General features: G+C 71.2%; 28 protein-coding genes. 16 read left to right on the forward strand and 12 right to left on the reverse strand.

Annotation, left to right across the window (positions count from 1 at the left end; genetic code table 11):
- Positions 1–11 precede the first annotated feature (11 nt).
- From ACFYU9_RS21900 to ACFYU9_RS21915, 4 genes are all read left to right on the forward strand, one after another.
- Positions 12–215 carry a cold-shock protein gene (locus ACFYU9_RS21900; RefSeq protein WP_389211054.1) on the forward strand — a complete coding sequence of 68 codons (204 nt, stop codon included), beginning with the start codon at positions 12–14 and terminating at the stop codon, positions 213–215.
- Between the two features lie 247 nt (positions 216–462).
- On the forward strand, positions 463–1935 hold the full coding sequence (locus tag ACFYU9_RS21905) for a DEAD/DEAH box helicase (protein WP_389345752.1): 1473 nt from the start codon (positions 463–465) through the stop codon (positions 1933–1935).
- 879 nt (positions 1936–2814) lie between these two features.
- Positions 2815–3153: a MerR family transcriptional regulator gene (locus ACFYU9_RS21910; protein ID WP_389211051.1), complete on the forward strand. Its 339-nt coding sequence runs from the start codon at positions 2815–2817 to the stop codon at positions 3151–3153.
- 226 nt (positions 3154–3379) lie between these two features.
- Positions 3380–3601 carry a hypothetical protein gene (locus ACFYU9_RS21915; protein ID WP_389211049.1) on the forward strand — a complete coding sequence of 74 codons (222 nt, stop codon included), beginning with the start codon at positions 3380–3382 and terminating at the stop codon, positions 3599–3601.
- 125 nt (positions 3602–3726) lie between these two features.
- Here the strand turns inward: ACFYU9_RS21915 and ACFYU9_RS21920 are convergent, their stop codons facing one another.
- From ACFYU9_RS21920 to ACFYU9_RS21930, 3 genes are all read right to left on the reverse strand, one after another.
- Positions 3727–3939, reverse strand: coding sequence for a DUF4287 domain-containing protein (locus ACFYU9_RS21920; RefSeq protein ID WP_389211047.1), 213 nt, complete (start codon positions 3937–3939; stop codon positions 3727–3729).
- A 129-nt stretch (positions 3940–4068) separates the two neighbouring features.
- The gene (locus ACFYU9_RS21925; protein WP_389211045.1) at positions 4069–4737 is read right to left on the reverse strand and encodes a DUF998 domain-containing protein; all 669 of its coding nucleotides are present in this window, start codon (positions 4735–4737) and stop codon (positions 4069–4071) included.
- Between the two features lie 196 nt (positions 4738–4933).
- Entirely contained in the window at positions 4934–5488 is a 555-nt protein-coding gene (locus ACFYU9_RS21930) for an EF-hand domain-containing protein (RefSeq protein WP_389211043.1), read from the reverse strand.
- Positions 5489–5807: 319 nt separating this feature from the next.
- On the opposite strand from ACFYU9_RS21930, the gene ACFYU9_RS21935 reads away from it, so the two are divergent.
- The 4 genes from ACFYU9_RS21935 (at position 5808) to ACFYU9_RS21950 (ending at position 9538) form a co-directional block, all read left to right on the forward strand.
- Positions 5808–7277, forward strand: coding sequence for a phenylacetate--CoA ligase family protein (locus ACFYU9_RS21935; RefSeq protein WP_389211042.1), 1470 nt, complete (start codon positions 5808–5810; stop codon positions 7275–7277).
- Positions 7278–7294: 17 nt separating this feature from the next.
- Positions 7295–7831 carry a hypothetical protein gene (locus ACFYU9_RS21940; protein ID WP_389211040.1) on the forward strand — a complete coding sequence of 179 codons (537 nt, stop codon included), beginning with the start codon at positions 7295–7297 and terminating at the stop codon, positions 7829–7831.
- Positions 7828–9105 carry a cytochrome P450 gene (locus ACFYU9_RS21945; RefSeq protein ID WP_389345753.1) on the forward strand — a complete coding sequence of 426 codons (1278 nt, stop codon included), beginning with the start codon at positions 7828–7830 and terminating at the stop codon, positions 9103–9105. Before ACFYU9_RS21940 ends, ACFYU9_RS21945 begins: the two co-directional genes overlap by 4 nt.
- 79 nt (positions 9106–9184) lie before the next feature.
- Entirely contained in the window at positions 9185–9538 is a 354-nt protein-coding gene (locus ACFYU9_RS21950) for a VOC family protein (RefSeq protein ID WP_389345754.1), read from the forward strand.
- 15 nt (positions 9539–9553) lie between these two features.
- Here the strand turns inward: ACFYU9_RS21950 and ACFYU9_RS21955 are convergent, their stop codons facing one another.
- Positions 9554–11107 (reverse strand): hypothetical protein, encoded by a 1554-nt coding sequence (locus tag ACFYU9_RS21955; protein ID WP_389345755.1) that lies wholly within the window; start codon positions 11105–11107, stop codon positions 9554–9556.
- 361 nt (positions 11108–11468) lie between these two features.
- Between ACFYU9_RS21955 and ACFYU9_RS21960 the strand changes: the two genes are divergently transcribed.
- Positions 11469–12104, forward strand: a complete 636-nt coding sequence (locus ACFYU9_RS21960) for a TetR/AcrR family transcriptional regulator (protein WP_389345756.1) — start codon at positions 11469–11471, stop codon at positions 12102–12104.
- 143 nt (positions 12105–12247) lie between these two features.
- On the opposite strand, the gene ACFYU9_RS21965 is transcribed toward ACFYU9_RS21960, so the two are convergent.
- The 8 genes from ACFYU9_RS21965 to ACFYU9_RS22000 form a co-directional block, all read right to left on the reverse strand.
- Complete coding sequence (locus ACFYU9_RS21965) at positions 12248–12733, reverse strand: SRPBCC family protein (protein ID WP_389211031.1); 486 nt, start codon at positions 12731–12733, stop codon at positions 12248–12250.
- A gap of 44 nt (positions 12734–12777) precedes the next feature.
- Positions 12778–14583, reverse strand: a complete 1806-nt coding sequence (locus ACFYU9_RS21970) for a carbamoyltransferase (protein WP_389345757.1) — start codon at positions 14581–14583, stop codon at positions 12778–12780.
- Between the two features lie 41 nt (positions 14584–14624).
- The gene (locus ACFYU9_RS21975; RefSeq protein ID WP_389345758.1) at positions 14625–15764 is read right to left on the reverse strand and encodes an NAD(P)/FAD-dependent oxidoreductase; all 1140 of its coding nucleotides are present in this window, start codon (positions 15762–15764) and stop codon (positions 14625–14627) included.
- A 50-nt stretch (positions 15765–15814) separates the two neighbouring features.
- Positions 15815–16777 carry a hypothetical protein gene (locus ACFYU9_RS21980; protein ID WP_389211026.1) on the reverse strand — a complete coding sequence of 321 codons (963 nt, stop codon included), beginning with the start codon at positions 16775–16777 and terminating at the stop codon, positions 15815–15817.
- Positions 16778–16975: 198 nt separating this feature from the next.
- A complete protein-coding gene (locus ACFYU9_RS21985; RefSeq protein WP_389345907.1) occupies positions 16976–17575 on the reverse strand; it encodes a hypothetical protein in 600 nt (199 codons plus the stop codon).
- Between the two features lie 107 nt (positions 17576–17682).
- Positions 17683–18933 (reverse strand): MAB_1171c family putative transporter, encoded by a 1251-nt coding sequence (locus ACFYU9_RS21990; RefSeq protein ID WP_389345759.1) that lies wholly within the window; start codon positions 18931–18933, stop codon positions 17683–17685.
- 35 nt (positions 18934–18968) lie between these two features.
- The gene (locus ACFYU9_RS21995) at positions 18969–19526 is read right to left on the reverse strand and encodes a toxin (RefSeq protein WP_389211497.1); all 558 of its coding nucleotides are present in this window, start codon (positions 19524–19526) and stop codon (positions 18969–18971) included.
- Positions 19527–19657: 131 nt separating this feature from the next.
- Entirely contained in the window at positions 19658–20134 is a 477-nt protein-coding gene (locus ACFYU9_RS22000) for a hypothetical protein (protein ID WP_389211021.1), read from the reverse strand.
- Between the two features lie 358 nt (positions 20135–20492).
- Between ACFYU9_RS22000 and ACFYU9_RS22005 the strand changes: the two genes are divergently transcribed.
- The 7 genes from ACFYU9_RS22005 to ACFYU9_RS22035 all read left to right on the forward strand — a co-directional run bounded on the left by ACFYU9_RS22005 (position 20493) and on the right by ACFYU9_RS22035 (position 25182).
- Entirely contained in the window at positions 20493–20948 is a 456-nt protein-coding gene (locus tag ACFYU9_RS22005; RefSeq protein WP_389345761.1) for a WXG100 family type VII secretion target, read from the forward strand.
- A 40-nt stretch (positions 20949–20988) separates the two neighbouring features.
- Positions 20989–21306 carry a WXG100 family type VII secretion target gene (locus ACFYU9_RS22010; RefSeq protein WP_389211018.1) on the forward strand — a complete coding sequence of 106 codons (318 nt, stop codon included), beginning with the start codon at positions 20989–20991 and terminating at the stop codon, positions 21304–21306.
- Positions 21306–23066: an RNase A-like domain-containing protein gene (locus ACFYU9_RS22015; protein WP_389211016.1), complete on the forward strand. Its 1761-nt coding sequence runs from the start codon at positions 21306–21308 to the stop codon at positions 23064–23066. The genes ACFYU9_RS22010 and ACFYU9_RS22015 overlap by 1 nt, the downstream gene beginning before the upstream one ends.
- A gap of 11 nt (positions 23067–23077) precedes the next feature.
- Positions 23078–23608 carry a hypothetical protein gene (locus ACFYU9_RS22020; RefSeq protein ID WP_389211014.1) on the forward strand — a complete coding sequence of 177 codons (531 nt, stop codon included), beginning with the start codon at positions 23078–23080 and terminating at the stop codon, positions 23606–23608.
- A 12-nt stretch (positions 23609–23620) separates the two neighbouring features.
- A complete protein-coding gene (locus tag ACFYU9_RS22025; RefSeq protein WP_389211012.1) occupies positions 23621–23920 on the forward strand; it encodes an RNase A-like domain-containing protein in 300 nt (99 codons plus the stop codon).
- Positions 23921–23933: 13 nt separating this feature from the next.
- Positions 23934–24590 carry a contact-dependent growth inhibition system immunity protein gene (locus ACFYU9_RS22030; protein ID WP_389345762.1) on the forward strand — a complete coding sequence of 219 codons (657 nt, stop codon included), beginning with the start codon at positions 23934–23936 and terminating at the stop codon, positions 24588–24590.
- A 130-nt stretch (positions 24591–24720) separates the two neighbouring features.
- Complete coding sequence (locus ACFYU9_RS22035; protein WP_389211008.1) at positions 24721–25182, forward strand: hypothetical protein; 462 nt, start codon at positions 24721–24723, stop codon at positions 25180–25182.
- Positions 25183–25296: the final 114 nt, after the last annotated feature.

Raw genomic sequence — 25296 nt, forward strand, 5'->3', positions numbered from 1 at the left:
GGAGAAATGACATGGCTACTGGCACCGTGAAGTGGTTCAACGCGGAAAAGGGTTTCGGCTTCATCGAGCAGGACGGTGGCGGCCCTGACGTGTTCGCGCACTACTCGAACATCGCCGCGCAGGGCTTCCGCGAGCTCCAGGAGGGCCAGAAGGTCTCCTTCGACATCGCGCAGGGCCAGAAGGGCCCGACGGCGGAGAACATCGTTCGCGCCTGACGCTGACGCTCCCTACACAGCTGGGGCCCGCATCCCTCGGGGTGCGGGCCCCAGCTGTATTCATTCGGCAGGGTCTCACCGCCCCGCGCCACCCTCCTTCATTTCGCCGGCCCGATGACATGCCGCCAATGAGTCACCCTGCCGAGCCGCCCTCTTCGTCATTCCATTCGGCCGTCCTCGTGATTCCGAAAGCTGTTCATCCGCTGCCGGGATTCTTCGGTAGGTGCCGTATCCAGGAAGGTTCTGAATGAACCCCACACGCACGAACGGCCGTACCTCCCGCACCCGCCGCAACGGCGGCCACACGTACGACTCCTCCGCCGGAACGGACCGGGGCGGTCGTCCCGGTTCGCCCGCCGCGAGCCGGTCGGGAGGCCCGAGCCGGTCGGGCGGACACGGCAGGCGTCCCGCCACCGTGCAGGGGGAGTTCACCCCTCCGAAGACGATCACTCCGGCGCTGCCCGCCGTCGAGACCTTCGCCGACCTGGCTCTGGACCGGCGCCTCCTGGCCGCGCTCGCCGCGCAGGGAGTGGCGGTCCCGTTTCCCATCCAGGGCGCGACGCTGCCGAACTCCCTCGCCGGCCGTGACGTCCTGGGGCGCGGCCGGACCGGCTCCGGCAAGACCCTCGCCTTCGGTCTGCCCCTGCTGGCCCGCATCGCCGGACGGCTCGCCGGGCCCCGTCAGCCGCTGGCACTGGTGCTGGTCCCCACCCGGGAACTCGCCCAGCAGGTCACCGACGCCCTCACCCCCTACGCCCGCGCCGTGAAGCTGCGCCTGACCACCGTCGTCGGCGGCATGCCGATCGGCCGACAGGCGAACGCGCTGCACCGCGGCACCGAGGTCGTCGTGGCCACGCCCGGCCGTCTCAAAGACCTCATCGACCGCGGTGACTGCCGACTGGACCAGGTCGCGATCACCGTTCTCGACGAGGCCGACCAGATGGCCGACATGGGCTTCATGCCTCAGGTCACCGCGCTCCTGGACCGGGTCCGCCCCGAGGGCCAGCGGATGCTGTTCTCCGCGACCCTGGACCGCAACGTCGACCTGCTGGTCCGCCGCTACCTCACCGACCCCGTCGTCCACTCCGTCGACCCCTCCCAGGGCACGGTCACCACGATGGAGCACCACGTCCTGCACGTGCACGGCGCCGACAAGCACCGGCTGACGACACAGATCGCGGCACGCGACGGTCGAGTGATCATGTTCCTGGACACCAAGCACGCCGTGGACCGCCTCACCGAGGACCTCCTCGCCTGCGGTGTCCCGGCCGCCGCCCTGCACGGCGGGAAGTCGCAGCCGCAGCGCACCCGCACCCTCACCCGCTTCAAGACCGGGCACGTCACCGTCCTGGTGGCGACGAACGTCGCCGCGCGCGGCATCCACGTCGACGACCTCGACCTCGTCGTCAACGTGGACCCGCCGGCGGACCACAAGGACTACCTCCACCGCGGCGGCCGTACCGCGCGAGCCGGCGAGTCCGGCACCGTCGTCACCCTGGTCACCGCCGACCAACGCCGCGGGATGGCCCGGCTCCTGCGGGACGCCGGCATCGTGCCGAAGACCACCCAGGTCCGCTCCGGCGAGGAAGCGCTCCGCAGGATCACCGGCGCCCAGGCCCCGTCGGGCGTGCCCGTGACGATCACCGCGCCACCGGCCGAGCGACGCGGGCGCGGCACGCCCTCCCGCGGCCGGCGCGGTCCCGCCGCGGCGGCGGCCTGACCGTCATCCCTGACCGTCGCCCATGACCGTGATCCATGACCGTCACCCCTGACCGTCATCCGCGAACGACCGTGAACTGACCGCGGTCAGCTCAGAGGGCCCGACCGGCACACGCCGGTCGGGCCCTCTCGCGTATCGAGTGGACGGCCGCGCCCTGTGCACGGATGCGCGGTGGTCAACCTGGCGATGATCGCTCAGCGCGCCTTCGCGACCCCTCCGCGACCCTCCGCGACCGTCCCGCATCGCTCGGCGAGGTCGATTACCTGATCGCCGGACACATGAAAATCTACTCTCGCCGGAGTAGACATTGGGTGGTGGCCTGCTTATGCTTTCTTCTGTAGCCAAGAGAGACAGTGTGGCCTGGCAGACATGAACTGCCGGCAAGCAGTACCAGCAGTAGAGGAAGTCGCAGGACGGTGCGGCAGTGGAGTTTCGAAGCCGGGGCTTTCGCAGGATGGCGACGGAACTGACGGCCGGACCGGGTGGCCCGCAGTGATCAGGGGCCGCCGTGCGCAGTACCCGCTCGGTGGCGCTCACCCAGGCCACCGAGCAGTTCGACAACCCGCGGTGCAGCAGCACCAGCGGTACGCGGTACCCCCGTGGTAGGAAATTGATCACCGAAGGAAGAACGGAGGAACGCAGCGCCATCAGGATCGCCCGGCCGGAAGTTCTCGAGTCCGGGTACCGCAGGACATCGATAGTGAGGTGGTCTCCGGTCAAGCAACCGCGATCCCCGCACACCCGGCAGCCAGTGGGTCGGGTCGGCGGACAGAGAAGGTCGGCGCAGTATCAGGGCCGACAGGTGGTGTAGTAGTTCCTTCGGGGCCCTGGTGCCGTACGGCACCAGGGCCCCTCGACGCGTTTCACAGAGAGGTGCAAATGACAGCAGACGACTCATTCGGGCGTCTCGACGACGACGACTACCCCGCCTACACCATGGGCAGGGCTGCCGAGATGCTCGGCACCACTCAGGGCTTCCTTCGCGCCATCGGCGAAGCCCGCCTCATCACGCCGCTCCGCTCCGAGGGCGGCCACCGCCGCTACTCCCGCTACCAGCTGCGCATCGCCGCACGTGCCCGGGAACTCGTCGACCAGGGCACCCCCATCGAAGCCGCCTGCCGCATCATCATTCTCGAAGACCAACTCGAAGAAGCCCAGCGCATCAACGCCGAGTACCGCCGCGCCGCGGAATCAGCCCCGCCACCGGACTCGGACTGAGGCGGGGCCGCCTCGGCCCCGCCGGGCACGGGAGGCGCGGAATGACCTCGGTGACCTCCGGGTCGTTCCCCTGCCGCCCCCCTGGCCCGCACCGTACGGAAAATCTGAAAACCGCTGGTCATCGACCTGGAGTTGTTGTTTTCGCCGAGACCCTTCCCGGCTGCCTCGCGCTGCGGACGTGAACGGACGCAGCGAACCGACGCCCGCGGGGCGCATACTGGCAGCAATGACAAAGCCCAGTGCACCGAAGCGCCATTTGCCCACCAGCCCCTTCAAGGCCCCGGTCACGCCGCCTCCCCGGCAGTTCGCCGTGGGCGACCAGGTCACGCACGACGTGTACGGCCTCGGCCGGGTCATCGGCATCGAGGGCGGGATCGCGGCGTTCGTGGATTTCGGCTCGACGCAAGAGCGGATCCTGAGCCCGTACGCCAAGATGAGCAAGTTGTAGGGCCGCCGCCGTGCCCGGCTTCGGCACCGGGCCACGGCGTGTGTACGTCTCCTACGTCTCCTACGTCTCCTACGTCTACTTCGCCTCGTCCGGACGCGTCCAGCGCTCGCGCATCGGAGCCGTGATCACTTGGCGGTGTCCTCGGCGAGGGTGTGGGCGACGAGGGCGTTGGCATGGCCGTGGCCGAGCCCGTGCTCGGCCTTGAGCCAGTTCACCAGCTCCATGTGCTTGGCCAGCGGGGAGGACCGGATGAGGTCCTTCCACTCGGCGATCGGACGGCCGTACTTCTTCTCGATGGAGGGGAAGTAGCTGGCAGGACCCTTCACCGCGTCGGTCATGGGGTGCCCCGTTTCCTATCGTCATGATCTTGGTCAGGTCGATCTTCCACGCCGGACCGGCGGTCGTCCAGCGTCCAGCCGCGGTCCGGAGGTCGTCCGGCGGTGCTCCGGAGGTCGTCCGGCGGTCGGCTACCGGTCGGCCGGTGCGTCGGCCAAGCGGGCCGTCACCGCGCTCAGCCACAGCAGCCCGAGGCCGGCGCCCGCGGTGAACGCCAGGACGGAGGCGGCCGAGGCCATGAAACCGGCGAGGACGAGCACGGGTACGACGCGGGACGCGACGGCCCAGCCGCGCCGGCCCCGTGCCGCGAGCGGACGGGCCAGGACGAGGAACGCGGCGCACAGGGCGAGGTAGCCGAGCATGCCGGCGGCCATGTGGACGGCCCCGTGCCCGCTCATCCCGGTGGTCGCGGGCGCCCCGGCCGGAAAGCCCGCACCGGCGTCGGCCGGGAAGGCCGCCGCGGCCCAGAAGGAGACGCCGAAGACGCCGACCAGGGCGGGCCCCCACGCCGCGCCGGGGCCTCCCCGCAGCGCCCGCCGCAGTCCGGCCGCACCGGCGGCCAGCAGCGCGCCGGTGAGCAGGAAGCTCGCGGTCTGGATCCAGCCCGCCTCGCCGAGGGCGAGCTGGCTGATCGCGTTCCGGGTGAAGTCGAAGCCGTCGCGCGTGAGGCCCTGGGCGATTCCGGCCGCCAGGAACAACGGCCCCGCCACCACACCGCCGGCCACCGCCCACCGAGCCGCGAGGCCGGATGCGGACCCGGCGGGAACGACGTGCTGGGGTGCGTTGAGCGTGTGGGTCATGAACGGGCCTTCCTCGCGTCGGCGTTGTCGCTGATATGACCGACGGCAGCGGACGGAGTCATCGCCCCGGAGGATGTGCCCTGCGTCACAGCGCCAGGAGCGACTGCGGAAGCGACGAAGCCCCGGGTCGGTGACCCGGGGCTTCGTCGTGCAGACCCGTGCCGGGCTCAGCGCCCGGGCACGGTCACGGCCGCGGTCAGAAGCGGCCGAAGAACCAGCTGCCCGGCTCGTCGAGGCTGTTGGAGTTGAAGTACTGCCGGCAGCCCCTCACACACTCCTCGCGGGAGAGGTGGCCGTCGCCGTCCGTGTCGAGGGCGGTGAAGGTGTCGAGGGCGTCGGGAGCGCTGATGCCCCAGACGTTCTGCTGCAGCCGGGTGAACTCTTCCTTGCTGATCTGGCCGTCGCCGTTGACGTCCATGATGTCGAACAGGGCGTTGGCCAGGGCGTCGGTCGCGTTGAAGCGGGTGGTGTCGTCGACCGTCACGCGGACCGAGGCGATGTACTCCTCCTCCGAGATGCGGTTGTCGTGGTTCGTGTCCGCGTGGCGCACCAGCTCGTTCCAGAGCATGTCGAACGCCGCCGTGATGGCCTGTACCTTCTGGTCCTTCTTGGTCAGCTTGTACTCCTTCGCCAGGCGGTCGACGAAGGACGCGAAGTCGGACCGCTCGATGTAGCCGTTGCCGTCGGCGTCGAGGTGCTCGAAGACGCGCTTGTACTTGCGGGCCAACGGGTCGGCGGTGGCAGTGGCCATGGGTCTCTCCTTTTGCTCGGGGTTTTGGGGCGGAACGAGAACGGCGGCGCAGGTGAATAACCAAACACCAGACCCGCCCTCGCCCCGAGGCTAGCTAACCGGAGATCAACTCGACGAAACGCCGCCGCCCGTTTTTCAGCCAACCGGAACAGGCCGCCGAAAATCGGTAGGACAGGCGCCACATCATCTTTCCCGATCAACACGCGAGGCGACGGTGTGACGTCCTGAAATTACGCTCGACTCTTGCCGTGAGGCCGTCGGAAGCGATTTGCTTTTCGACCGGTCCGGTGCTCTAGATTCCAGGCAGGAGGTAAGACCCATGCTGCTCATGCGTGATGGCACGTCTGCCGTCGCGGCCTCGGACCTCATGCGGGTCCACTTGGCCGACGTACGTTCGACACTGGCCGGTCGGAGCGACCTTCCGGGAATTCAGGCGAGAAAACTGGTGCGGATCCTGAGAGAGGCCGCCGGCTCCGAAATTCATGGCGAGAATCTGAAAGAATGGCGCGACAGCGAATTCTTCCGGAAGATGCTCGGCGAAACCCCCGACCGTCTGCTGAACGAATTCTTTCCGGCGATTCCGCTTCTTTCGCGTTCGACCCTGCGCCGGTCCCCGCTGGGGGCATTGACGCGGCCCATGCGGCATTTCCTGCACTATTACGAGTCCTCGGGCACGACCGGGGACCCGGTCGCCGCCCCCAAGGCCGTCGACGACCTCATCGTCAACACGATGAACATCGGCGAGATGTGGGGGCGCGTCCTGCACGAGGGGGATTCGGCGCTCGTTCTGATCAACGGGCCGTTCGCGCCGGCGGGGTACCAGTTCGAGAAGGTCCTCGAGTACCTGGGCCTGACGTCGGTGCGGCTGTGGGTGGATCAGGTCACCGGCGACTACTCACGGGTGCTGCGCATCATCCGGGAGCTGGGCATCAACACGTACGTGGGTGCTCCGTCCCGGCTCACCGAGCTGCTGCAGTACGCCCTGTCGAAGGGGGAGCCGGCGCCCGACTTCGCCAAGCTGCTGCTGATCGCGGAGCAGACCGGCGCCAGCTTCCTCAGGCATCTGGAGGGCCTGACCGGTGCCACCGCGCGCGTCGGCACCTTCGGTTCTTCGGAGACCGGGACCGTCGCGGTGACGTGCGAGTTCGGAGCGCTGCACACGCAGCCCCAGAGCTACCTCCTCGAAGTGCACGACGAGGCGGGGACCCGTCCGGTCGCGGAAGGCCGGGCGGATGCCGGGGAGTTGGTGGTGACGACGCTGGATCTGCCGGCCCGGCCGCTGGTGCGCTACCGGACGGGCGATCTCGTGGAGGTCGAGGGCGTTCCCTGTCCGTGCGGTGTCCGCACCCCGGTGCTGCGGCCGCTGGGCCGGCAGCAGGACGCGGCGAAGCTGGCCCGGGACGGCGTGCGGCAGGAGGAGTGCGAGGCCGTCCTGTGGGCGCCCCGGGACGATCGGGAACCCGTCGTGCTCAACTACATGCTCGTGATCAAGGGCGACTCGGTCGTGTGCCTCGTGATCACCGACCGCGGGACGACCGCCGCGTGGGAGGAGGACCTCGCCCGGCGCCTCGATCCCCTCTTCACCGAGCACCACGTGGTGGCCCGGACGGTGCCCGCGCTGCCGCCGCTGGCCTCCATGGGCGCCTACGTGGGCTGGAAGCTCTCCCGGCTCGTCGACCTGGACGACCCGGCGCTGCACGGCTGCCTCCCGCCTCCCCTGCAGGAGGCGGTCCAGCAGTCCCTGAGCCAGATCGAACGGCTCACGGCCCACCCCGCGATGGCACGCTGAGAGAGACGAGGACAGTGATGACCGAGAACACGATGACCGACAAGGAGAAGGCCGAGTTCGTCCTCGGGGTGTACTTCCGGACCCAGGCCGCCATCGAGCGGTACATGGGGCGCGAGAACCTCCCCGAGTGGACCGAGCACGTGGCCAGGATCAACTCCGACGCGATGCGGCACCGGCTGCCGGACAGGGACGACCAGTCCAGGGACCTGCTCTCCGGGCTGCGCGCCATGCTCGGTGTCTACGGTTCCGACACCGAGACCCGCGCCTCGGCGGAGTCGACCGAACTCACCGTGCGGCGCTGCGGCATCTTCGACTACCGGGAGGAGGCCGCACGGCGGGGGGTCACCCTCACGCTGGACCGGCCCTGCGAGTTCTGCGTCGATCTGCATCAGCGCACCGCCGCGCACCTCGGCATCAGCGCCGGCGTCGAACTGGCGGAACGCGGCTGCCACTGGACGGTGCCGGTGCCCTCCGCATCCCGTGACGCATCCCTTGACGCATCCCGTGACCCATCCCGTGACGCGTCCCGTGACCGGGCCGGGGCGACCGGATGAGCGCGCCGGTGCGCAGCGACCCGGCTCCCCTGCCCTACGGCAGCAACCCGGCGCCCCCGCCCTGCCGCAGCGACCCGGCTCCCCTGCCCTACCGCAGGGACCCGGTGTGCCCGTTCGCTCCGGACCCGGAGTTCGCCCGGCTCCGCCGCGAGGAACCCGTCTCCCGGATCCGGCTCACCGGCGGGTCGGAGGCGTGGCTGGTCACCCGGTACGCCGACGCCCGCCGGGTCCTCGCCGACCCCCGGTTCAGCAGCCGGCTCACGCCCATCGGCGTGGTGGTGCCCCCGTCCGAGGACCAGGGGCTGAGCGCGGCGCTGCAGTCCCGCCAGCCGGGCACGTTCATCGAGGAGGACCCGCCCGAGCACACGCGGCTGCGGGCCCTGGTGACCCGGGAGTTCACGACCCGGCGGATGCGCCTGCTCCGGCCGTACGTCGAGACGGTGGTGGAGGAGCATCTGGCGACGATGGCCACCGCCGCGCACCCCGTCGACCTGATGGCGGCCTTCGCCCTGCCCGTCCCGTCCCGGATCATCTGCGCCATCCTCGGACTGCCGGAGGGGAACACCTACGACTTCGCCGGGTACACCCGGGTCATGACGGACGTCATGTCGCCGCTGCCCGAGCTCATCGAGGCGCGCGACGCGCTCAGGGCGGGCATGCGCGAGGTCGTACGCGGCAAGCGGCGCGATCCCGGGGACGACCTGCTCGGCCGCGTCATCCGCGACTCCGGGGCGTCGGTGACCGACGAGGAACTCGTCGGGATCGGCAACCTCCTGCTGGTCGCGGGCCACGAGACGACCGCGCACATGCTGGGCCTTGGCGTGCTGGCGCTGTTGCACCACCCCGACCAGGCGGACGTGCTGCGCGACCGGCCGGAGCTGTGCGACTCGGCCATCGACGAGCTGGTCCGCTACGTCACCATCCCGCACCACGGCGAGCTGCGCACCGCCACCGAGGACGTGCGCGTCGGCGACGTCCTGCTGCGGGCCGGTGAGCAGGTGCTCGTCTCACTGCCGTCGGCCAACTGGGATCCCGACGGCATCGAGGCGCCCGACGTCCTCGATCTCACCCGCCCGCCGCGCCCGCATCTGGCCTACGGGCACGGCGTCCACCACTGCGTCGGCACCCCGCTGGCCCAGCTCGAACTCCGGGTGGCGCTGCCCGCGCTGCTGCGCCGGTTCCCCGGCATGCGCTGCGCCGTGCCGCACGGCGAGGTCCCCTTCCGCAGGTCGAACGTCACCTACGGACTGCACGCCCTGCCCCTCACCTGGTGAGCACCGCACCGGACGGCACCCGTGCGCCGCCCCGTGCCACGCCACCCGCCCCACGCCAACCCACGCAACGGAGGCCCCGTTGAGCAACATCGTCCAGGTGATCGCCCGCGTCACCGTGCCGGAACTCTCCACCGCCGTCCCCTTCTACCAGGAGCTGGGCGGAGCCGAGGCCGCCTCGACCTTCCAGTACGCGGGCGTCCACCTCGCCTCGGTCAGCCCCTTCCTGCTGCTCTCCGGGGACCGGGCCGCGGAGTTCTCCGACCGCCGCGCCACGCTCGTGGTCCGTGACCTGACTCCGGTCACCAGCGCCCTGCGGCGGGCAGGCGGTCAGGTCCTCGACGGCCCGGCACCCGGCCCCTCCGGACCGCGCATGATCGCCCGGCATCCGGACGGCGCGGTCTTCGAGTACATCGAGCTCCCGCGACAGGACTGACCGCCTGCTCCGGCTTCAGCGGCCGCTCGGCCGGGGCGGTGCCGTGGCGCCGCCGGGAGTGCCGTACGCGGCAAGGGGCCATTCGTGCCGGTAGGCCGGGAAGGGCAGTTCCTTCTCGAAGAGCGGGGTGCCGAAGACGGCGATACGGGCCATCAGGGCGCCCCTGATGTCGAGCCCGCCGTAGAGGCCGGCCGTGCCGGTGACGACCGGTGCGGCGCCGCTGGTGTCGACGGTGACCTGCCCCTCGACCGCCGTCCGCAGATACGGCGAGACGGTCGCCTTCAGGCCCACCGCGTCGTACAGGGCGACCGAACCCTCGACGTCCAGGCCGGTGCGGACGGAAGCGGTGCCCGCGAGCGTGGCCTTCACCGGGGAGACGGTCAGGGTGCCGGGCCTGGTGTCCGTGTGCCAGCCGCCGCTCCTGGTGTACGCGGAGTGGACGCCCCAACTGCCGTCGATCCGCTGCTCGGTGTCGAGGGTGACCTTGCCGTCGGTGTCGACCGTCGCGTAGAGCGTGAGGTCCAGGTGGATGACGACGGGCAGTTGACCGACCATCACCACAGGGCTCGCCGTGAGCGTGGCGAGAGGGATCCGGATCGGCTGGGCGGGGTCGGTGATCGCGGCACCCACGTGCCAGGTGGCGTGCGCGCCGAGATCGAAGCCGACGCCGGCCTGCTGGGGACGGAGGGCGGAGCCCTGGTACGAGAAGCCGAGCGTCGGGTCGAGTTCGATCGAGCCGTCCAGCTTCGCCGAGGCCCCGTGGGGCAGCGGGACCGTGGTGTCGGCGTCCAGTCGCAGGCCGGCGGAGGCGGATCCCGCGCCGCCGTCGGGGCCCTTGGTGAAGGACACCTTCAGGTCCTTCACCTGCGGCTTCACCTCGATGTTGCGCGGATCCAGGGCGGTGCGCAGGCTCGCGGAGCTCTCACCGAGGAGTTCCGTGAGGGTGGCCGGGCGGGTGTGGACGACCGTCTTCCCGTCGTCGGACGGCTGCACGTCGGTGACCGCGAGGAGCGCGCCGCGCGGCGCGGCCGGTGTGGGCGGACTGTCGATGAGCTGTCCGGGCCGGATCCGCGTCCCGCTGGTGTCGCCGTGGTGGGCGGGTGCGGAAGCGTCGGCGGCGGGCGCGGAAGGGGCCTTGGCGGGGGCGGAAGCGTCGGCGGCGGGCGCGGAAGCGTCCTTGGCGGGGGCCAGGACGGCCCGGCCGGTCCCTCGGTCGTACGACGTGAGCGCGAGGGCGGGTGTGGTGGCCTTGGCGGGCCCGCCCTTCTTGTCGGGAGTGGCGAGCGCCAGCCTGGACTTCCCCTTGGCCACGGGCCTGACCGGCATGACCGGCGTGACCGGCGTGACGGGCCGGCCGCCCGGGCCGGGCGTGTGCCGGGGTGCCGTCGCGGCGGCGGTGGCGGCCGGGTCGTAGGGCGGGCCGTCGCCGTCCGGGGTGGGTGCGGCCAAGGCGACGGGAGCGTCGTCGGCGGCGGCGGGCCGGGCCGCCGGTGCCGTCGAGCCGCAGCCGGTGAGCACGAGCGCGACGGTCACCGTGAGCACGGTCAGCCCTCGGGTGCGTATGGACATGTGGGGGGTCACCTTCGACGTCGAGTTGGTCAGATTCGATGCGTGGGAGAGAGGCGGCGGGCGCGGACTCGGGCCCGGGCCGGGAGAAAGCAGGCTCATGACGTCCCGCCGAGCGGCCGCACGAGGTGGCCCGGACGGGGCGGTCCCCGGTCCGCCGCCGGTGCGCACCGGTTGCGCCCCGGTGCGCGGACACCCGTCGGCGCCGCATCCGCCGTACGCCGGGACTAGAGCCTGTAGTTTCTTGGGGGACCGTACACTGACCGGCACCCGCAGATGAAAAAGCGCGGTCAACACCCTTGCCTGACCGTCGACTTCAGGCCACGCGCGGCATCCGGAGAGCAGCCGGGGAGAGGACGGGCAGATGGGCAGGCCGCACCGCCCCGCGCTGAGCCGGGACGGCATCATGCGGGCCGCCCTCGACCTGGTGGACGAGGAGGGGGCGGCCGCGCTGTCGACGCCGCGCCTCGCCGCCCGGCTGGGCGTCAAGGGGCCCTCCCTGTACAACCACGTCTCGGGCCGGGACGAGATCCTCGACGGCATCCGCGAGCTGATCTTGGGCGAGATGGACCTCGACATGACCGTCCGCCCGTGGACCGCGGCGGTGGACGGCTGGGCGCGCGCCTACCGGGCCGCGCTCGCCGCTCACCCGCACGCGATCCCGCTGCTGGTCGGACGGCCCGCGCGGGGACTCTCCGCCCTGCGCGGCTACGCGGCGGCGTTCGACCTGCTGCGCGCGGCGGGATGGCCGGAGGAGCACCTGATGCCCCTCGTGCGGTCGGTCGAGTACTTCCTCACCGGCTCGGCCCTCGCCCTGGTCGACGCACCGACCGAGCCGCCTCCGCCGGAAGAGGAACTCCCCCCGGGCCTGGAGCCGTTCCTGAACCCCCCGCCCGACTACCGCGACATCGCGTTCGACGCGGGCCTGGCCGCCCTCATCCGCGGCTTCGAGGCCACCCTCGACACCCTCGACACCCTCCGGCCCGCGCCCGGCCGGTGAGCACATGAGCCCGCGAGCACGTCAGCGGGTGAGCCGGTGAGCCGGTGAGCCGGTGAGCCCATGCGCACCAGCGCACATGCGCACCCGCGCACAGCGCGAAGGCCCAGGTCGGTGACCTGGGCCTGCCGCTGTGTCCCGGCCGCTCAGTGGGCGGACCGCGCGAAGTGGTCGCGTACGGCGTCGGTCTGCTTCTCCATGACGTCGATGATGCGCTCGACGACGTTCAGGTCGGCGTCCTCGGCGATCTCCAGGACCCGCGACCAGTCGAAGAAGCTGCGGGCCGGGTCGTTGGTGACGGGCAGGACCCGGATGGTGGCCTGGTAGCTCTGGACGCCGCTGGTGGGGGCGACGGCGCGGTACGACTGGGTCTTGTTGATCTCGTCGCGGGCGGCGATCTCCTGCTGGACGAGGCCGCCGTTGAGCGTGAGCCTGAAGTCGTAGCGGGCCGGGACGGTGTCGACGGAGCCGCCGTCCGTCCAGGTGACGTCGGTGTGGATGTCGAGGTCGCCCGGGGAGACGATCTCCAGGATCTGCATGGCGTCGCGGACGGTCGCCCACACGGTCTCGGGGTCGGCGTCGAGGACGGTGGAGTGGTACATGGTGTGCTTGCGCTGGATCTGGATCGACACGGATGCTCCTTGTGGCTGGCTGTTCTTCCGGCTTTCGCGGGCGGCTAGTCGGCGCCGCCGGCCTTGGTGACGAGGTGGTTTCCGAGGACCAGGTAGTCGATCTCGGCGCCCATGAAGCAGTTCAGGGCGTCGGTCGGGGTGCAGACGATGGGTTCGCCGGCGACGTTGAACGAGGTGTTGATCAGGCAGGGCGTGCCGGTGAGTTCGGTGAACCTCCGCAGCAGCGCCGTGAGCCGCGGCGTCCCCTCGTCCGTCAGGGTCTGGATCCGGGAGGTGCCGTCCACGTGTACGGCGCCGGGGATGCGGTCGCGGTACGCGTCGCGGACGGGGAAGACGAACGTCATGTACGGGGAGCTGGTCTTGCGCCCCATGTCGAAGATCTCCGGCGCCCGCTCCTCCAGGACGAGGGGGGCGAACGGGCGGAAGGGCTCGCGGTGCTTGACCCGGGTGTTGATGATGTCCTTGATGTCGTCGAAGCCGGGGTTGGCGATGATGCTGCGGTGCCCCAGCGCGCGCGGCCCGTGCTCGACGCGGCCCTCGAACCAGCCGATGACGACCTTCTCCGTCAGCAGCTCCGCGACCTTGCCGACGACCTCCTCGTCGGTCAGGCGGGTGGCGGTGACACGGCCGGCGAAGGCCTCGATCGCCTCCTCGATGGCGGTGTCGTCGTAGGCCGGGCCCAGGTAGGGGGTGACGGGCGCGGAGGCGGCGAGGATGTCCGCGGGGCCGGTGCCGGGGTGGTCGAGCCAGGCGTGGGCGGCGGCTCCGATGGTGATGCCGGTGTCGGAGGCGCCGAAGCTGACCTGCATGTCGGTGAAGCGGGAGCCCTCGAACAGCGGGGTGTTGTTGAGGCAGTTGAGGGCGACGCCGCCCTCGAAGAGGAGCCGGTCGAGGTCCGTCCGCTTCTCCAGGTGGGCGACCTGGTGGGCGGTGGCGACGTTCAGCATCTGCTGCGCGGCGGCGGCGACCCGTGAGGTGTACGCGAGGGTGTCCTCGAAGGGTCCGAAGTACTCCTCGAACAGGGCGTCGTGGCTGTGCAGGTCGTCGGTGCGCAACGGTGTGGTGAAGCTGTAGCGGCCGTCGTCGTGGAGCCTCAGCAGGTGTTCGAGGAACGGGTTCGGGGCCGGCGGCTCGGCGTATCCGGCCAGGCCCATCACCTTGTACTCGTCGTTGTTGGGGACGAAGCCGAGGAAGCGGGTGATGGAGGAGAACAGGGTGCCGATGGAGTACTGGGCGCCGGTGGCGGTGTCGTCGAAGACGGTGATCCTGCCGTCGCGGATCTCGCCGGTCAGGGTCGAGAAGCGTTCGGCGCGGCCGTCGCTGACGAGGAACGCGGAGTCCTTCATGCCGGCGAGGTAGTAGCCGGTCGTGGCGTGGGCCAGGTGGTGCGGGACGAAGCGGACCTTGGCCGGGTCGGGGCGGTGCCCGGTGCGGGCCTCGAAGTCCGCGAGGATCGCCTCGTGGCTGACGACCTGGTCGAACAGGTCGGCCATGTCGCCCAGGAGGCGGCGCTTCGCGTCCTCGGCCAGCGACGAGCCGCGGATGCCGTCGAGGAGCTCGTCCAGGACCTGGGGGGTCCAGTTCCAGGGGAAGGCGAAGAGGTCGACGTCGTCGAAGGTGATCCCGGCTTCCTCCAGGCACCAGTCGACGGCCCGCGCCGGGAAGTCGGTGGTCTTCTTCTCCCGGTTGAGGCGCTCCTCCTCCACGGCGGCGACGAGACGGCCGTCGACGAGGAGTGCGGCGGCGGCGTCGTGGCCCAGGAGGTAGTGCTTGTTGATGCCGGTCGCGCCGAGGCGCTCGGAGAAGAACTCCGCGACCCGGCTGAAGCCATTACATCCAAGAACGATCACAGCGGTCTTTCCTGTCATGGGACATGGGGGCAGGGGGCCGGCTACGGGGCGATCAGCAGGTCGCGGAGCCGCTCCCCGGCCGCGGGCGCCTGGCACAGGCCGGCACCGGTGAATCCGGCCGCGTACACGAAGCGGCGGGTGGGGTGTCGCCCGATGAGGGGACCGTTGCCGGGACTGGCGTCGAAGTCGCCGCTCCACGCGCGGTGCAGGCCGGTGCCGGCCAGGGCGGGGAACAGGGTGCCGAGATGGCCGGCGATCCGGCCGAGCCAGGCGTCGCGCGTCTCGCCGGGCCGCGGCGCGCCCATGGCGAGGAGCACGCGGTCCTTCCAGGAGCGGATCCGCAGCCCGGACGCGGCGTGCATCGTCATGGGCAGCTCGCCGCGCGGGACGGCGGACGAGGCGGTCGAGGCGGGCAGGGCGTCGGACGAGGCAGCCAGCGCGTCGGACGAGGCGGGCACGGCGGCGGACGGGACGGCCAGGGCGGGCAGGGCGTCCGTGAACAGCATCTCCATCGTGCGCGGTGCCAGCGGCAGGTCGACCGAGGCCAGGGCGGCCACCTCGCCGGACCAGGGCCCGGCCGCGCACACGACGGCGTCCGCCGCGATGCTGCCCCGCGGCGTGTGGACGGTGTTGTCGTCGTCGATGCGGGTGACGGGTGTGTGGGTGAACAGGCGGGCGCCGTGGTCACGGGCGGCGGCCGCGTAGCCCCGCACGATGTCGAGGCCGTCGACGTGGTACGCCTCCGGGGACCAGGCGGCGGCCAGGACGGCGCGCTCGTCGATCAGCGGGTTGAGCGCGGCCGCCTCACGGGCACTGATCAGGCCGACGCCGACGCCCGCGGCCCGCTGGGCCGGCTGTTCGGCCTCGAAGTCGGCGATCTGCCGTTCGTCGGTGAACAGCGCCATGAACCCGAGCCGCCGCAGGCCGAGCGGGGCTCCGGTGCGGCGGGCGAAGTCCTGGTAGGCGGCCAGGCTGCGCACGGCCCGCCGCCCGGTGTCGGGGTTGCCGGGGAAGTAGGTGCGGACCATGCCCGCGGTGTGCGCGGACGCCCCGCCGCCGAGCCCTCCGCGGTCGAGGAGCACGGTGTCCACGCCGGCTTCGGCGAGGTGGTGGGCGGCGGAGGTGCCGATCACTCCGCCGCCGATGACGACGGCGCCGGCGCGGGCGGGCAGGGCGCTCAAGGGTGGTCCTCTCCTGTGTCTGTCCTGTGGGGCGGGGCCGCGGGCGTGGGTTACGCGGCGTCCTGGACGGCCGCCTGCTGGCGCAGGTGGTCGCCGGTCTCCCACGGGTACAGCTGGAGGTTCCAGCCGCCGAGGCAGTTGATGTAGAGGGCCATCTGGCTGGTGACGGCGTAGAAGTCCTCGCGGTCGAGGTCGTCGAGGACGTCGAGGAAGCGCTGGGTGAACGCCCACAGCTTCTCCAGGCCGCAGTAGCCGAGGAACTCGGCGGGCACGCCGACCAGGAGGCGGGTCATGTGGACGAGCGAGTCCATGGCCATGCCCTGGACGGCGGCGCGGACGAGTCCGCCGTACGCCGCGTAACCCAGCGGCCTGGTCTCGCCGTTGACGAACAGCAGGGTGGGCAGGACGGTGCCGAAGTTGCCCGCCCGCGAGGGGATGACGCCCTGGTGGAGGCCGTCGAGTTCGGCGGGCGGCGCGAGCCAGATCCGCTCGGTCTCGGCGTGGATGTCGGCGATCAGCCGGTCGGCGACGGCGTGGCCGGCGTGGAGCATCGGGACGCGGTGGCCGCCCGGCTCGCCGGCGCGCCGGACCTCGGCGATGATCTGCTTCTTCGTGGAGTAGACGGCGTCCCAGATCGCGGCCCCGGCCTCCAGCAGGGCGGGCATGTCCGCCTCGCGGATCCGGCCGACGGGGGTGGCGGGCATCGGCTCGGTCAGGGTGCCGTACTTGATGCCGAGGTGCTGCAGGCCGGAGCAGAACACGGTGCCGTCGGGGGCCTCGCGCCGGTCGGGGATCCGGGTGTCGTGGGAGGTGTGCAGCAGGGCGGGGATCGGCGACACGTGGTAGAGGTGCTCGCCCGCGATGAGGGCGTGTCCCTGGAGGCTCCGGTACGGCAGCGACTCCCACAGGGCGTCGGCGAGTGCCGCGTTGCGGCCGTCAAGGTCGGCGGTGACCGTGATGCCGAGGTCGGGCCAGGAGATCTCGATCTGACGGCCAGGCAGCTTCTCGGACAAGGCTTTCCCCGTTCGTTGGTTCGGCTTGTCCCTGGAGTAGATCGCCAACTGGCTTGTTCCGGGCAGGCGTTGAAACCATGAAACCTTGATCGTTCCGTGAACGGCACTTCGTAGGTTCCTACGGGAACCGCGGCTCGGGCGTCCTGGCCGAGAAGCCTTCGTGAACGCCCGGAGCCGGGAGCGGAGTGGGAGTGGCGGCTAGAAGAGGAACGCGGTGGCCGTGGCCGCGCCGAGCGTCGCTCCGGCCAGCGTCTGGGCCACCGTGTGGTACGTCAGGGCGACCCGCGACCAGCACACGGCGGCCGTGAGCACGAAGGCGAGCAGCCACCACGGGGAGTGGATCGCGGCGAGCAGGGCGACCACCGCCGAGGCCACGGCGGAGTCCACCGAGATCTTCCAGACGGTGTTCACCGCGAGGAGGCCGATGGTCATCACCCACAGGGCGAGCATCGCGACGAGGATGGCCGTGGGGGCGCCGCCGAGGAGCATGACCAGCGATCCGGTGCCGATGGAGCCGAGGATGACGAAGAAGATCGGCGCGCGCTGGGTGCGGTCGACGACGTGCCGGTCGCCCCAGGTGCCCCGCTTGCGCTCCCATTCGATGTAGCCGGCCGGTATCAGCCCGGCGCACAGGGCGCCGAGGAAGCCCCACAGCAGGCCGGTCCAGTGGCCGGCGGCGGCCAGGCCCATGCCGAGCATGCCGGCGAGCAGGACGTTGCGGGGCTGCAGGACGTCGGTGACGACGCGGGCCACGGCGGTCAGGGGCGTACCGGCGGGGACGGGCGTATCGGCAGGCACGGGCGACCCGGCGCCCACGGGCGTACCCGCAGTCGGGGACGTACCGGCGGTCGGGGCCGCATCGGTGGTCAACGTCGGGTCCGTCGTGTCGGTGTGCTCGGTGCCGGTCACGCGCTCGCCTCCAGGCAGGAGTTCAGGACGGCCCGGCTTCGCTGCTCCGGGATGGCCTTGTACGCGGCGGCCACCCGCTGCAGCCAGGCGACCTCGCCGTCCTGGTCGGTGGCGTGCTTGGTGTCGAAGGCGGCGGCCTTCCCGGCGGGCGCGCCCTCGGCCTTGGCGAGCAGGGCCGCCTTGATCCAGTAGGCGTCGGCGAGCGCGCCGGCCTTCCCGGGGTCCGAGCCCTGGCCCGCGGCGGCGTCCTTGGCGGCGGTCAGCAGGCTGTCGGGCACGTAGTGGCGCAGCTTCTCGACCGCGTCCGCGATGTCGGCGGCCCAGCGGTCGACGCGCAGGTCGGCGGGGGTGTCGAAGCGGGTCAGTTCGCGGGTGAGGGAGGCCGGCGGGGCGAAGGGCTGGTCGGGGAAGGCCGTCATCAGCTCGCGCCACAGCGGGTGGAGGTCCATCTGGGCCCGCCAGAGCCGGACCCGCCGCCAGCCCTTGCTGAAGGCGGGGATGGAGGCGCCGAGCGCGAAGAAGGCGAAGAGGACCAGTTGGGCGGCCTCGGTGGCCTCGTCGAAGGCCAGCGCGAAGCTCTCGCTGGGCTGGTCGATCACGCTGATCCACAGGAACAGGGTGCGGCTGAGGGTGTAGCCGACGCCGATGAACATCGCGAAGGTCATCATGCCGAGGCCCACCCGGAGGTGGAGCAGCTTGGCGTCGGCCGTGGCCAGGGCCCACTGGTAGGCGCAGACGGCGGACGCGGCGCCCAAGTACACGTAGAAGACGCTCATGTAGAGCGTGGCGCCCCACTGGCCGGCGTGTTCGGCCACGAAGCGGTCCGCGGGGACCGAGCGGTCCACGACCGTGAAGAAGAGCACGGTCAGCAGGACGAGGGTGACCACGGAGGCCTTGGCGGCCACCTGCTGGACGAGCCGGGCGAAGCGGACGTGGCGCGGGATCGGCCCGCCCTCCGGGAAGTGCCCGTAGATGGCGACGATGTAGCTGAGGATCGCCAGGATGGCGATGGTGGCCGTGTAGTGCTTGATGAGCACCGCGAGGTCCACGACGGGGCTGTTGTTGAGGCCTATGCGGACCACGCGCGTCTTGGTCCACAGGGCGATGGCGAAGCCCGCGTAGCAGCCCCACAGGGCGCGGCGGCGCTTGTCCTCCTCGTCGCCCCATAGTGCGGCCGGCATGCGCCAGAGGGCGACGGCAGTCATCAGACCGGCGATGAGGTAGCCGGCGAGGTCGAGCGCGGTCACGTGAGTTCCTCGGGGTGGGGGGATCGTCGGTGGTGCTACGAGCGGCGGAAGAACGAGCGGCCGAACAGCGAGCGGCGGCGGTGGGCGACGGGCCGGGAGAGCGAGTTGGCGAGCCGTCCGACCATGTCGTCGCTGGTCACGTCCCTGGCCATGCGGGGGATCAGGGAGGCGCCGAACTCGGCGACCCGCTCGTCGTGGGTGTCGTACTGGGCGCGGGCCTGGACGGTGTCGGAGGAGAGCACCCGCTTGATCAGCGAGGTGTCGAACACCGGGAGCAGCATGCGCAGTTGGTCGGCGTCGAGGCTGGTGCCGTGGTCGAACCACTCGTGGCACAGCTCGTGCAGGATGACGTGCTGGGTCTGGTACGCGGTGGGGCGGCGACGGTAGAGCACGTAACTGGTGGTGCCGGACTTGAGCCGCAGGCCGCAGGCGGCGTTGACGCGCGCGAGCCGCTCGGGCAGTTCCTGGAGGACGATGGTCCGGCCGCGGGCCGCCTCCATGTTCGCCACCAGGCCCTCGATGGTGAAGGGGGCCGGTATGGGAAGGTCGGCCAGTCCGGCTTCACATTCTTTGCGCAGTTCGCGCAGGGACATGGGGGCCTCTTGGTCGTCGTCACGCGTGTGTGACATGCGCTCGGCGAGTCTAGCCAACGCCCGTCACGCCCACGAAAGACGCTTCCGCCGGCGCCCGGGTTCCCTTTCGCCGCCGCCGTCAGTCGCCGCCGTCAGCCGGTCCGTCCGCCGCCGCCGTCAGCCGCTCCGTCCGCCGCGCCGTCGGTCCGCTGCTGCCCGTCCTTGGTGTCCGCGAGCAAAGAGAGCGCGAACTCCAGCAGCTCCGCCGGCAGCCCGTCGTCGTCGACGCCGCGGCCCGCCACGCCGCTGATCTCGCCGGTGCGCCGCTTGGCGAGGAACTTCAGTCCGGCGACCACGTCGCCGACGACCTCCGACTCCTCCTTGAAGAAACGCCAGTCCACGCCGAAGCCGAGGCCGAGCGCCTTGAGGATCTCCTCGGAGGGCTGGGTGACCTTGCCGGCCAGGATGTTCGAGAAGTAGCTGTGGGAGAGGGAGCCGCCGCGCTCCTTGACCAGCTCGGCGAAGGTCCGTCCGGACACCTTCTGGCCGGGGAAGGTCTTCTCCAGCATGTACTCGACCTTCTGCCGCAGCGTGTGCAGTTCAGGTACGTGCTCTTCGCCGATGTCCATCCCGTTACCTACGTTCGCATCATGCACCGGCGCAAGTGCCGGGCTTGCGTAAACACTCTACGTCACTGTTAACTACAAAAAACACGGCCAGGGGGCCACAGGGGAGTCCCCTGACCGTGTGAAAACTTCGTGCGCCGGTGCCCCCCGGCGCGCACTACGTATGTAGCCCTTCGCGACGGGGGATGCGCGAAGGGCTACGCGTGCAGTATGCCAGCCCGTCAGGAGCCGCTCCACAGCCTGTCCCTGACACCCCCCGACGCGGCACGGACGACCACCAGCACGCCCCGGCCCCGGGTCGGCGATCCGTGGCCTGGCCGATTTCCCGCTTGCTAAAGTGAACTGCCGTACGCAGGAACGTGTGTACGGACGGCGCGACGAGCGGGGGCTCAGGATGGCGGACGCCGACAACGCGAACGGACCGGGCGGCAACGCCGGCCTGAAGTACACCGAGGACAACCTCACCAGGCTGGCCGACGACCTCGACGCCATGCAGGGCTACCTGGAGCGGCAGACCCGCCGCATGGACGAGGTCGTCGACACCATCGCCGCCGGCTGGCAGGGCCCCACCGCGACCGCGTACCGCTCGCTGCACCGCGGCGTCGCCGAGGACGCCGTACGCATCCGGCAGGTGCTCGAACTCCTCGAAGCGGCGATGCGCGCCTCGCGCGACGGCTTCACCGAGCAGGAGCTCGACGTGCTCGCGCAGATGCGGCAGGTGCAGCGGGGCGAGGACGTGACCGCCGCCGCCCGCGAGCTCACCGTGCCCGACCCGGCACCCGCGCCCGCGCCCAAGAGCCGCCTCGAAGACCTCTGAACCGGACCGCATCCGAAGCGACATCACGGGGGATCAGCACATGTCGGAACAGGGCCCGGGAGACGACCGGATCACCGTCGACTTCGCCACTCTGCAACGCCTTTCGGGAGACCTGGAGGACATCCTCCGCTCCCTCAACGAGAAGCTGGACACGCTCTACGGGCGGGTCGCCAAGGTCGTCGTGACCTGGGAGGGCGAGGCCCGCGAGACCTTCGTCGACGAGCTGGACAAGTGGAGCCACCAGGCCGACGACCTGAAGGCCGCGCAGGCGTGGCTGCACGAGGTCGTGACCAAGGGGCACCTCAACTACGCCGCCGCCAACAGGTCCGTGCTCCAGGGCTGGGGAGGCGGCGCCTGATGGGCACTCCCACCCCGTCCCCCGGCGGCTCCGGGACCATCGACGTCAAGCCGAGCGACCTCTGGCGGGTCTCCGGGCGGGTCGCCGAGCAGCAGGACCTCCTGATGCGCGGCGCGAACAAGCTGCTCCAGGAGCTGGGCAAGTACCCGGACGCCGGCGGCGCCGGCACCGAGGCCGAGAAGTTCGCACAGGCGTACAAGAAGATCGGCGACCGCTGGCTGGAGGTCTGGGGCCGCAGCGTGCTCAGCGTCGGCGGCGTCGCCGTCGGCTTCACCGAGACGGCCAACGCGTACTCCAAGGCGGACGCCGCCTCCCACCCGCAGCCCGGCAAGGCGCCCGAGCAGCGGCCGCGGCCCGCGGTCGTCGACAAGGCCCCGCACTTCGGCGCCGTCCCCGACATCAAGTGGGGCGACGACGACGGCGGCGACGACCTCCTGCGCGGCCTGCTCGAACACCTCCCGCAGGTCGTCCGGGACATCCTGCACCCGCTGTGCAAGCACGTGTTCCGGGTCGGCAAGGTCGCGGACGTCTACCCCTTCCCCCAGCAGCACTACCTCAACTCGCTGTGCCACAGCTGGATGGACGTCTCCGTCGTCGGCACGATGGTCGCGGACCAGCTCACCCAGGCCGTCGGCACCATCACCAACCACCAGCAGGCCGACTGGGAAGCCGCCATGCGGACCTTCTGCAGCGCCCTGTGGGGCGCGACGGCCTGGGGCCAGCAGCGGGTCGGCTACCAGTGGGGACAGACCGCCAACTCCGGCCCGGGCACACCCCGGCTGCCCACCGGTAGCGAGCCCGTCCTGGCCGTCCTGAAGGACACGGCCGACAACGTCGCGACCATCCTGCGCGAGTACGCGGAAGCCGCCGTCGACCTGAACCGCGACGTCTACGACGAGCTCGAACGCGCCATGCTCAAGGCCGCCAAGGAGATCGTCGACGACCTGGCCAAGCCCAAGGACCCCAAGAGCTTCCTGGGCGCCGTCACGAACGTCATCGGCAAGGGCGCGGGCCTGCTCCTCTCCTTCGACGTCAAGACCGTCTTCAACCTCGACACCTCGAAGCTGAACGGCATCGTCGACACGTACACCGGCAAGCTCGGCGGCCTGACCACCCGCATGGAGGCGCTGAAGGAGCCGCTGGACGAGGCGTTCCTGAGCGCGCCGAAGTTCGAGGCCGGCGAGGCCCGGGCGTACGGCTTCGGCGCCCGCGCCCTGGAGGAGTTCAAGGACTCGAAGGTCTGGCTGAAGGTCGACTCCAACGGGAACTACGACCTGAACCTGGCCGCCAACGAGTACATGGCGGACGGCCACACCCTCGACAAGCACGTCGGCAAGACGGACGAGCAGCTCGCGCAGCGCCTGCGCGACCAGCAGTCGAACGGGCCGACGCAGGCGTGGCCGTACGGCAAGCCGATGCCCAGCGGCTCCTCGGCCTTCCCGGACTACCAGCGGGCCGAGGATCTGACCGAGTACAACCTCAACAAGAACAAGGCCGACATCGACGCCTGGATCAAGGGCCCGCCGCCGGCGGCCGACGGCGACGTCAAGTCGTTCTACGCGACGACGCCCGACAACCAGCCGAGCGGGCGCAGCGTGAGCAAGCAGCCGCTGGACCCGAACGACCCGCTGTCCGGGTACAAGCAGGGCGGACTGGCCGCGAAGGCGTCCGACGTGTACGGCATCGACACGCGGATCCGGTACGACAGCAGTCGTACGCCTCCGTTCACCGTCATGACGTCCATGCCGTCGAAGTCCTAGAAAGGCCCTCCATGTCCGTCGACCAGACCGCCTGGGAAGCCGCGGTACGCCACCTGTACGAGGACGCGTACCCGTACGACGCCACGGGCCCGCGCCGCCACGACGACTGGGTCCTCGACGTCCTCGCCGTGATGGCCCGCGCCGTCCCGGACCCGCGCGGCTGGGCCGGCCTCGACGACGGGGCCGCCTTCGCCGGCCACCCGCCCGAGTACGTCGCGGCGCGCCTGAAGGAGATCGACCGGGAGAGCGCGGAGAACCTGCTCCTGGCCCTCACGGACGACGGCTGCACCCTCGCCGGCCTGGAACGCTTCACGGAGAGCGAGGAGGAGCTGCGGGCGATGGCGCGCACGGTCCTCGCGCGGTACGGGGACGGAGCCGTGTACCTGACCAACGTCGACAGGCCCGGCCGCGGGCCCGGCACTCTGGACTTCACGACGCGGGACTGGGCGTACAGCCCGCTGAGCGTCTACTCGGAGGACTACGGCCTGGTCGTCGTCACGGACACCGAGGTCGCCGTGTTCTGGAACTTCTCCGACTACTGACAGGATTCGCAGGTGCTGACCCGCTCCGCCTCCTACCCCGACCGCGAGACCGCCCAGTGGGCCACCCAGCAGGTGGTGACCGCCAACGAGCAGGCCATCCACCGCTGGCTCGCCCAGGGCACCCGCGCCCGCCTCACCATCGAGGCCGCCTGGCCGTCCCGCGAGGAGCCCGTGGGCCGGGTCCAGCTGGCGGGCGACCTGCTGGCCGGGCTCGGGCCCGTCGACGTCCGCGCGGCGCGCGTGGTGCTGCGCCGCGAGCCGTCGAGCCCGCACGGCTTCGTCGTCCACACGACCGTTCCGTTCTACCTGTAGGGGACGTCCGCACATGTCCATGAAGCCCCTCGAACACGACCGCCGGTACGGCGAGCTCGACCAGGTGATGCGCGCGTACCTGGGCCAGCCCGCCGACGACACCCCGGAGCGCCGCGGCCGCGCCCTCGACGCGTACCTCCGCCACACCTGGCACACCCGCCCCTCGGCCGTCGCGGAGGCGGAGCGCCAGCTGCGCGCGTACAGCCGCAACCCGCCGGGGCGGCTGCGCCAGAGCCTCGGCGAGTTCTACTCGATCCCGGACACCGGGATGCCCCAGGCGGCGATCGGCGACTGGCTCATGGTCCTCGCCGACCACCTGAAGCGGAGCATCGAGGAGGGCGACGTCCCCGAGCCGGCCTCGCCGCAGACGCACTGGGAGTGGCACGTGCGCTTCCCGGAGACCGCGCAGCTGCTCGGCGGCTGGTTCTCGCAGGACGTCGTCGACGAGTTCCCCGACCACGACGCCGCCGTCGCCGACTACGCCGCCACCACCCACCCCCAGCTGCGCGCCCGCCTCGTCGGCGAACTCCACGAGCTGCTCGCCCTCCCCCTCGACGAGGCGGACTACGCGCTCGCGGCCGCCGAGCTCGGCTTGGAGGTCGATCCGCCCGAGCCGTTCTCGTACGGCGCCTGGTTCCTGGCGGTGGCGACGAAGCTGTCCGACGGCTGACACTCCTCAAACGGCCCGGCAGGCCCCACCATGGTGCCGTCACACGGCCCGCAGGCCCCACCATGGTGCCGTCGTACGGCCCGCAGGCCCCACCATGGTGCCGTCAGCACCGGCGAAGGGAGGGCCCGCCATGGGCCGTTGGAACGACTACCTCGGCACCCGCCACCCCGACGGGGCCACCGCGCCCCTCCCGCCCCCGGACGTCCACCGGGCGCTCCTCGCCCTCAACGGCACGGGCGTCCCCTTCCTCGTCCGCGCGGGCACCGGCCCGGAAGGCGACCTGGTCGCCGAGTGCCGCCTCCCCCAGCTCCGCGTCCGCCTCCTCACCCGGATGCGGCTGGCCCCCGACACCCACGAGGTCCGCGCCCTCGACGAACGCGTGGAGCTCAACCCGTCCACCGCCACCCGCGCCGAGTACTCCCGCGGCCCCGCCAACACCGTCTACCGCGTCTGGGGCATCACCCCGGGCCCCGACGGCCGCCCCCGCCGCGTCGAGACCTTCCGCTTCGACACCCGCTCGATGAAGGACCCGCTGCGCCAGGCGGTGCTGGACGCGGGCTGGACGTGGCGGGGAGTGCTGCTGCGGCTCTGAGCTCCGGGATCCGCGACCGCCCCCGCCCCTCTCCCGGCTTCCCGCATACCGCCGGTTGGGCGATACGATGCGCCATCGCGACCAGCCCTTTCACAAGATCTGCACTGGGGGATC

The organism is Streptomyces sp. NPDC004327, assembly GCF_042873935.1.
Lineage (GTDB): Bacteria > Actinomycetota > Actinomycetes > Streptomycetales > Streptomycetaceae > Streptomyces.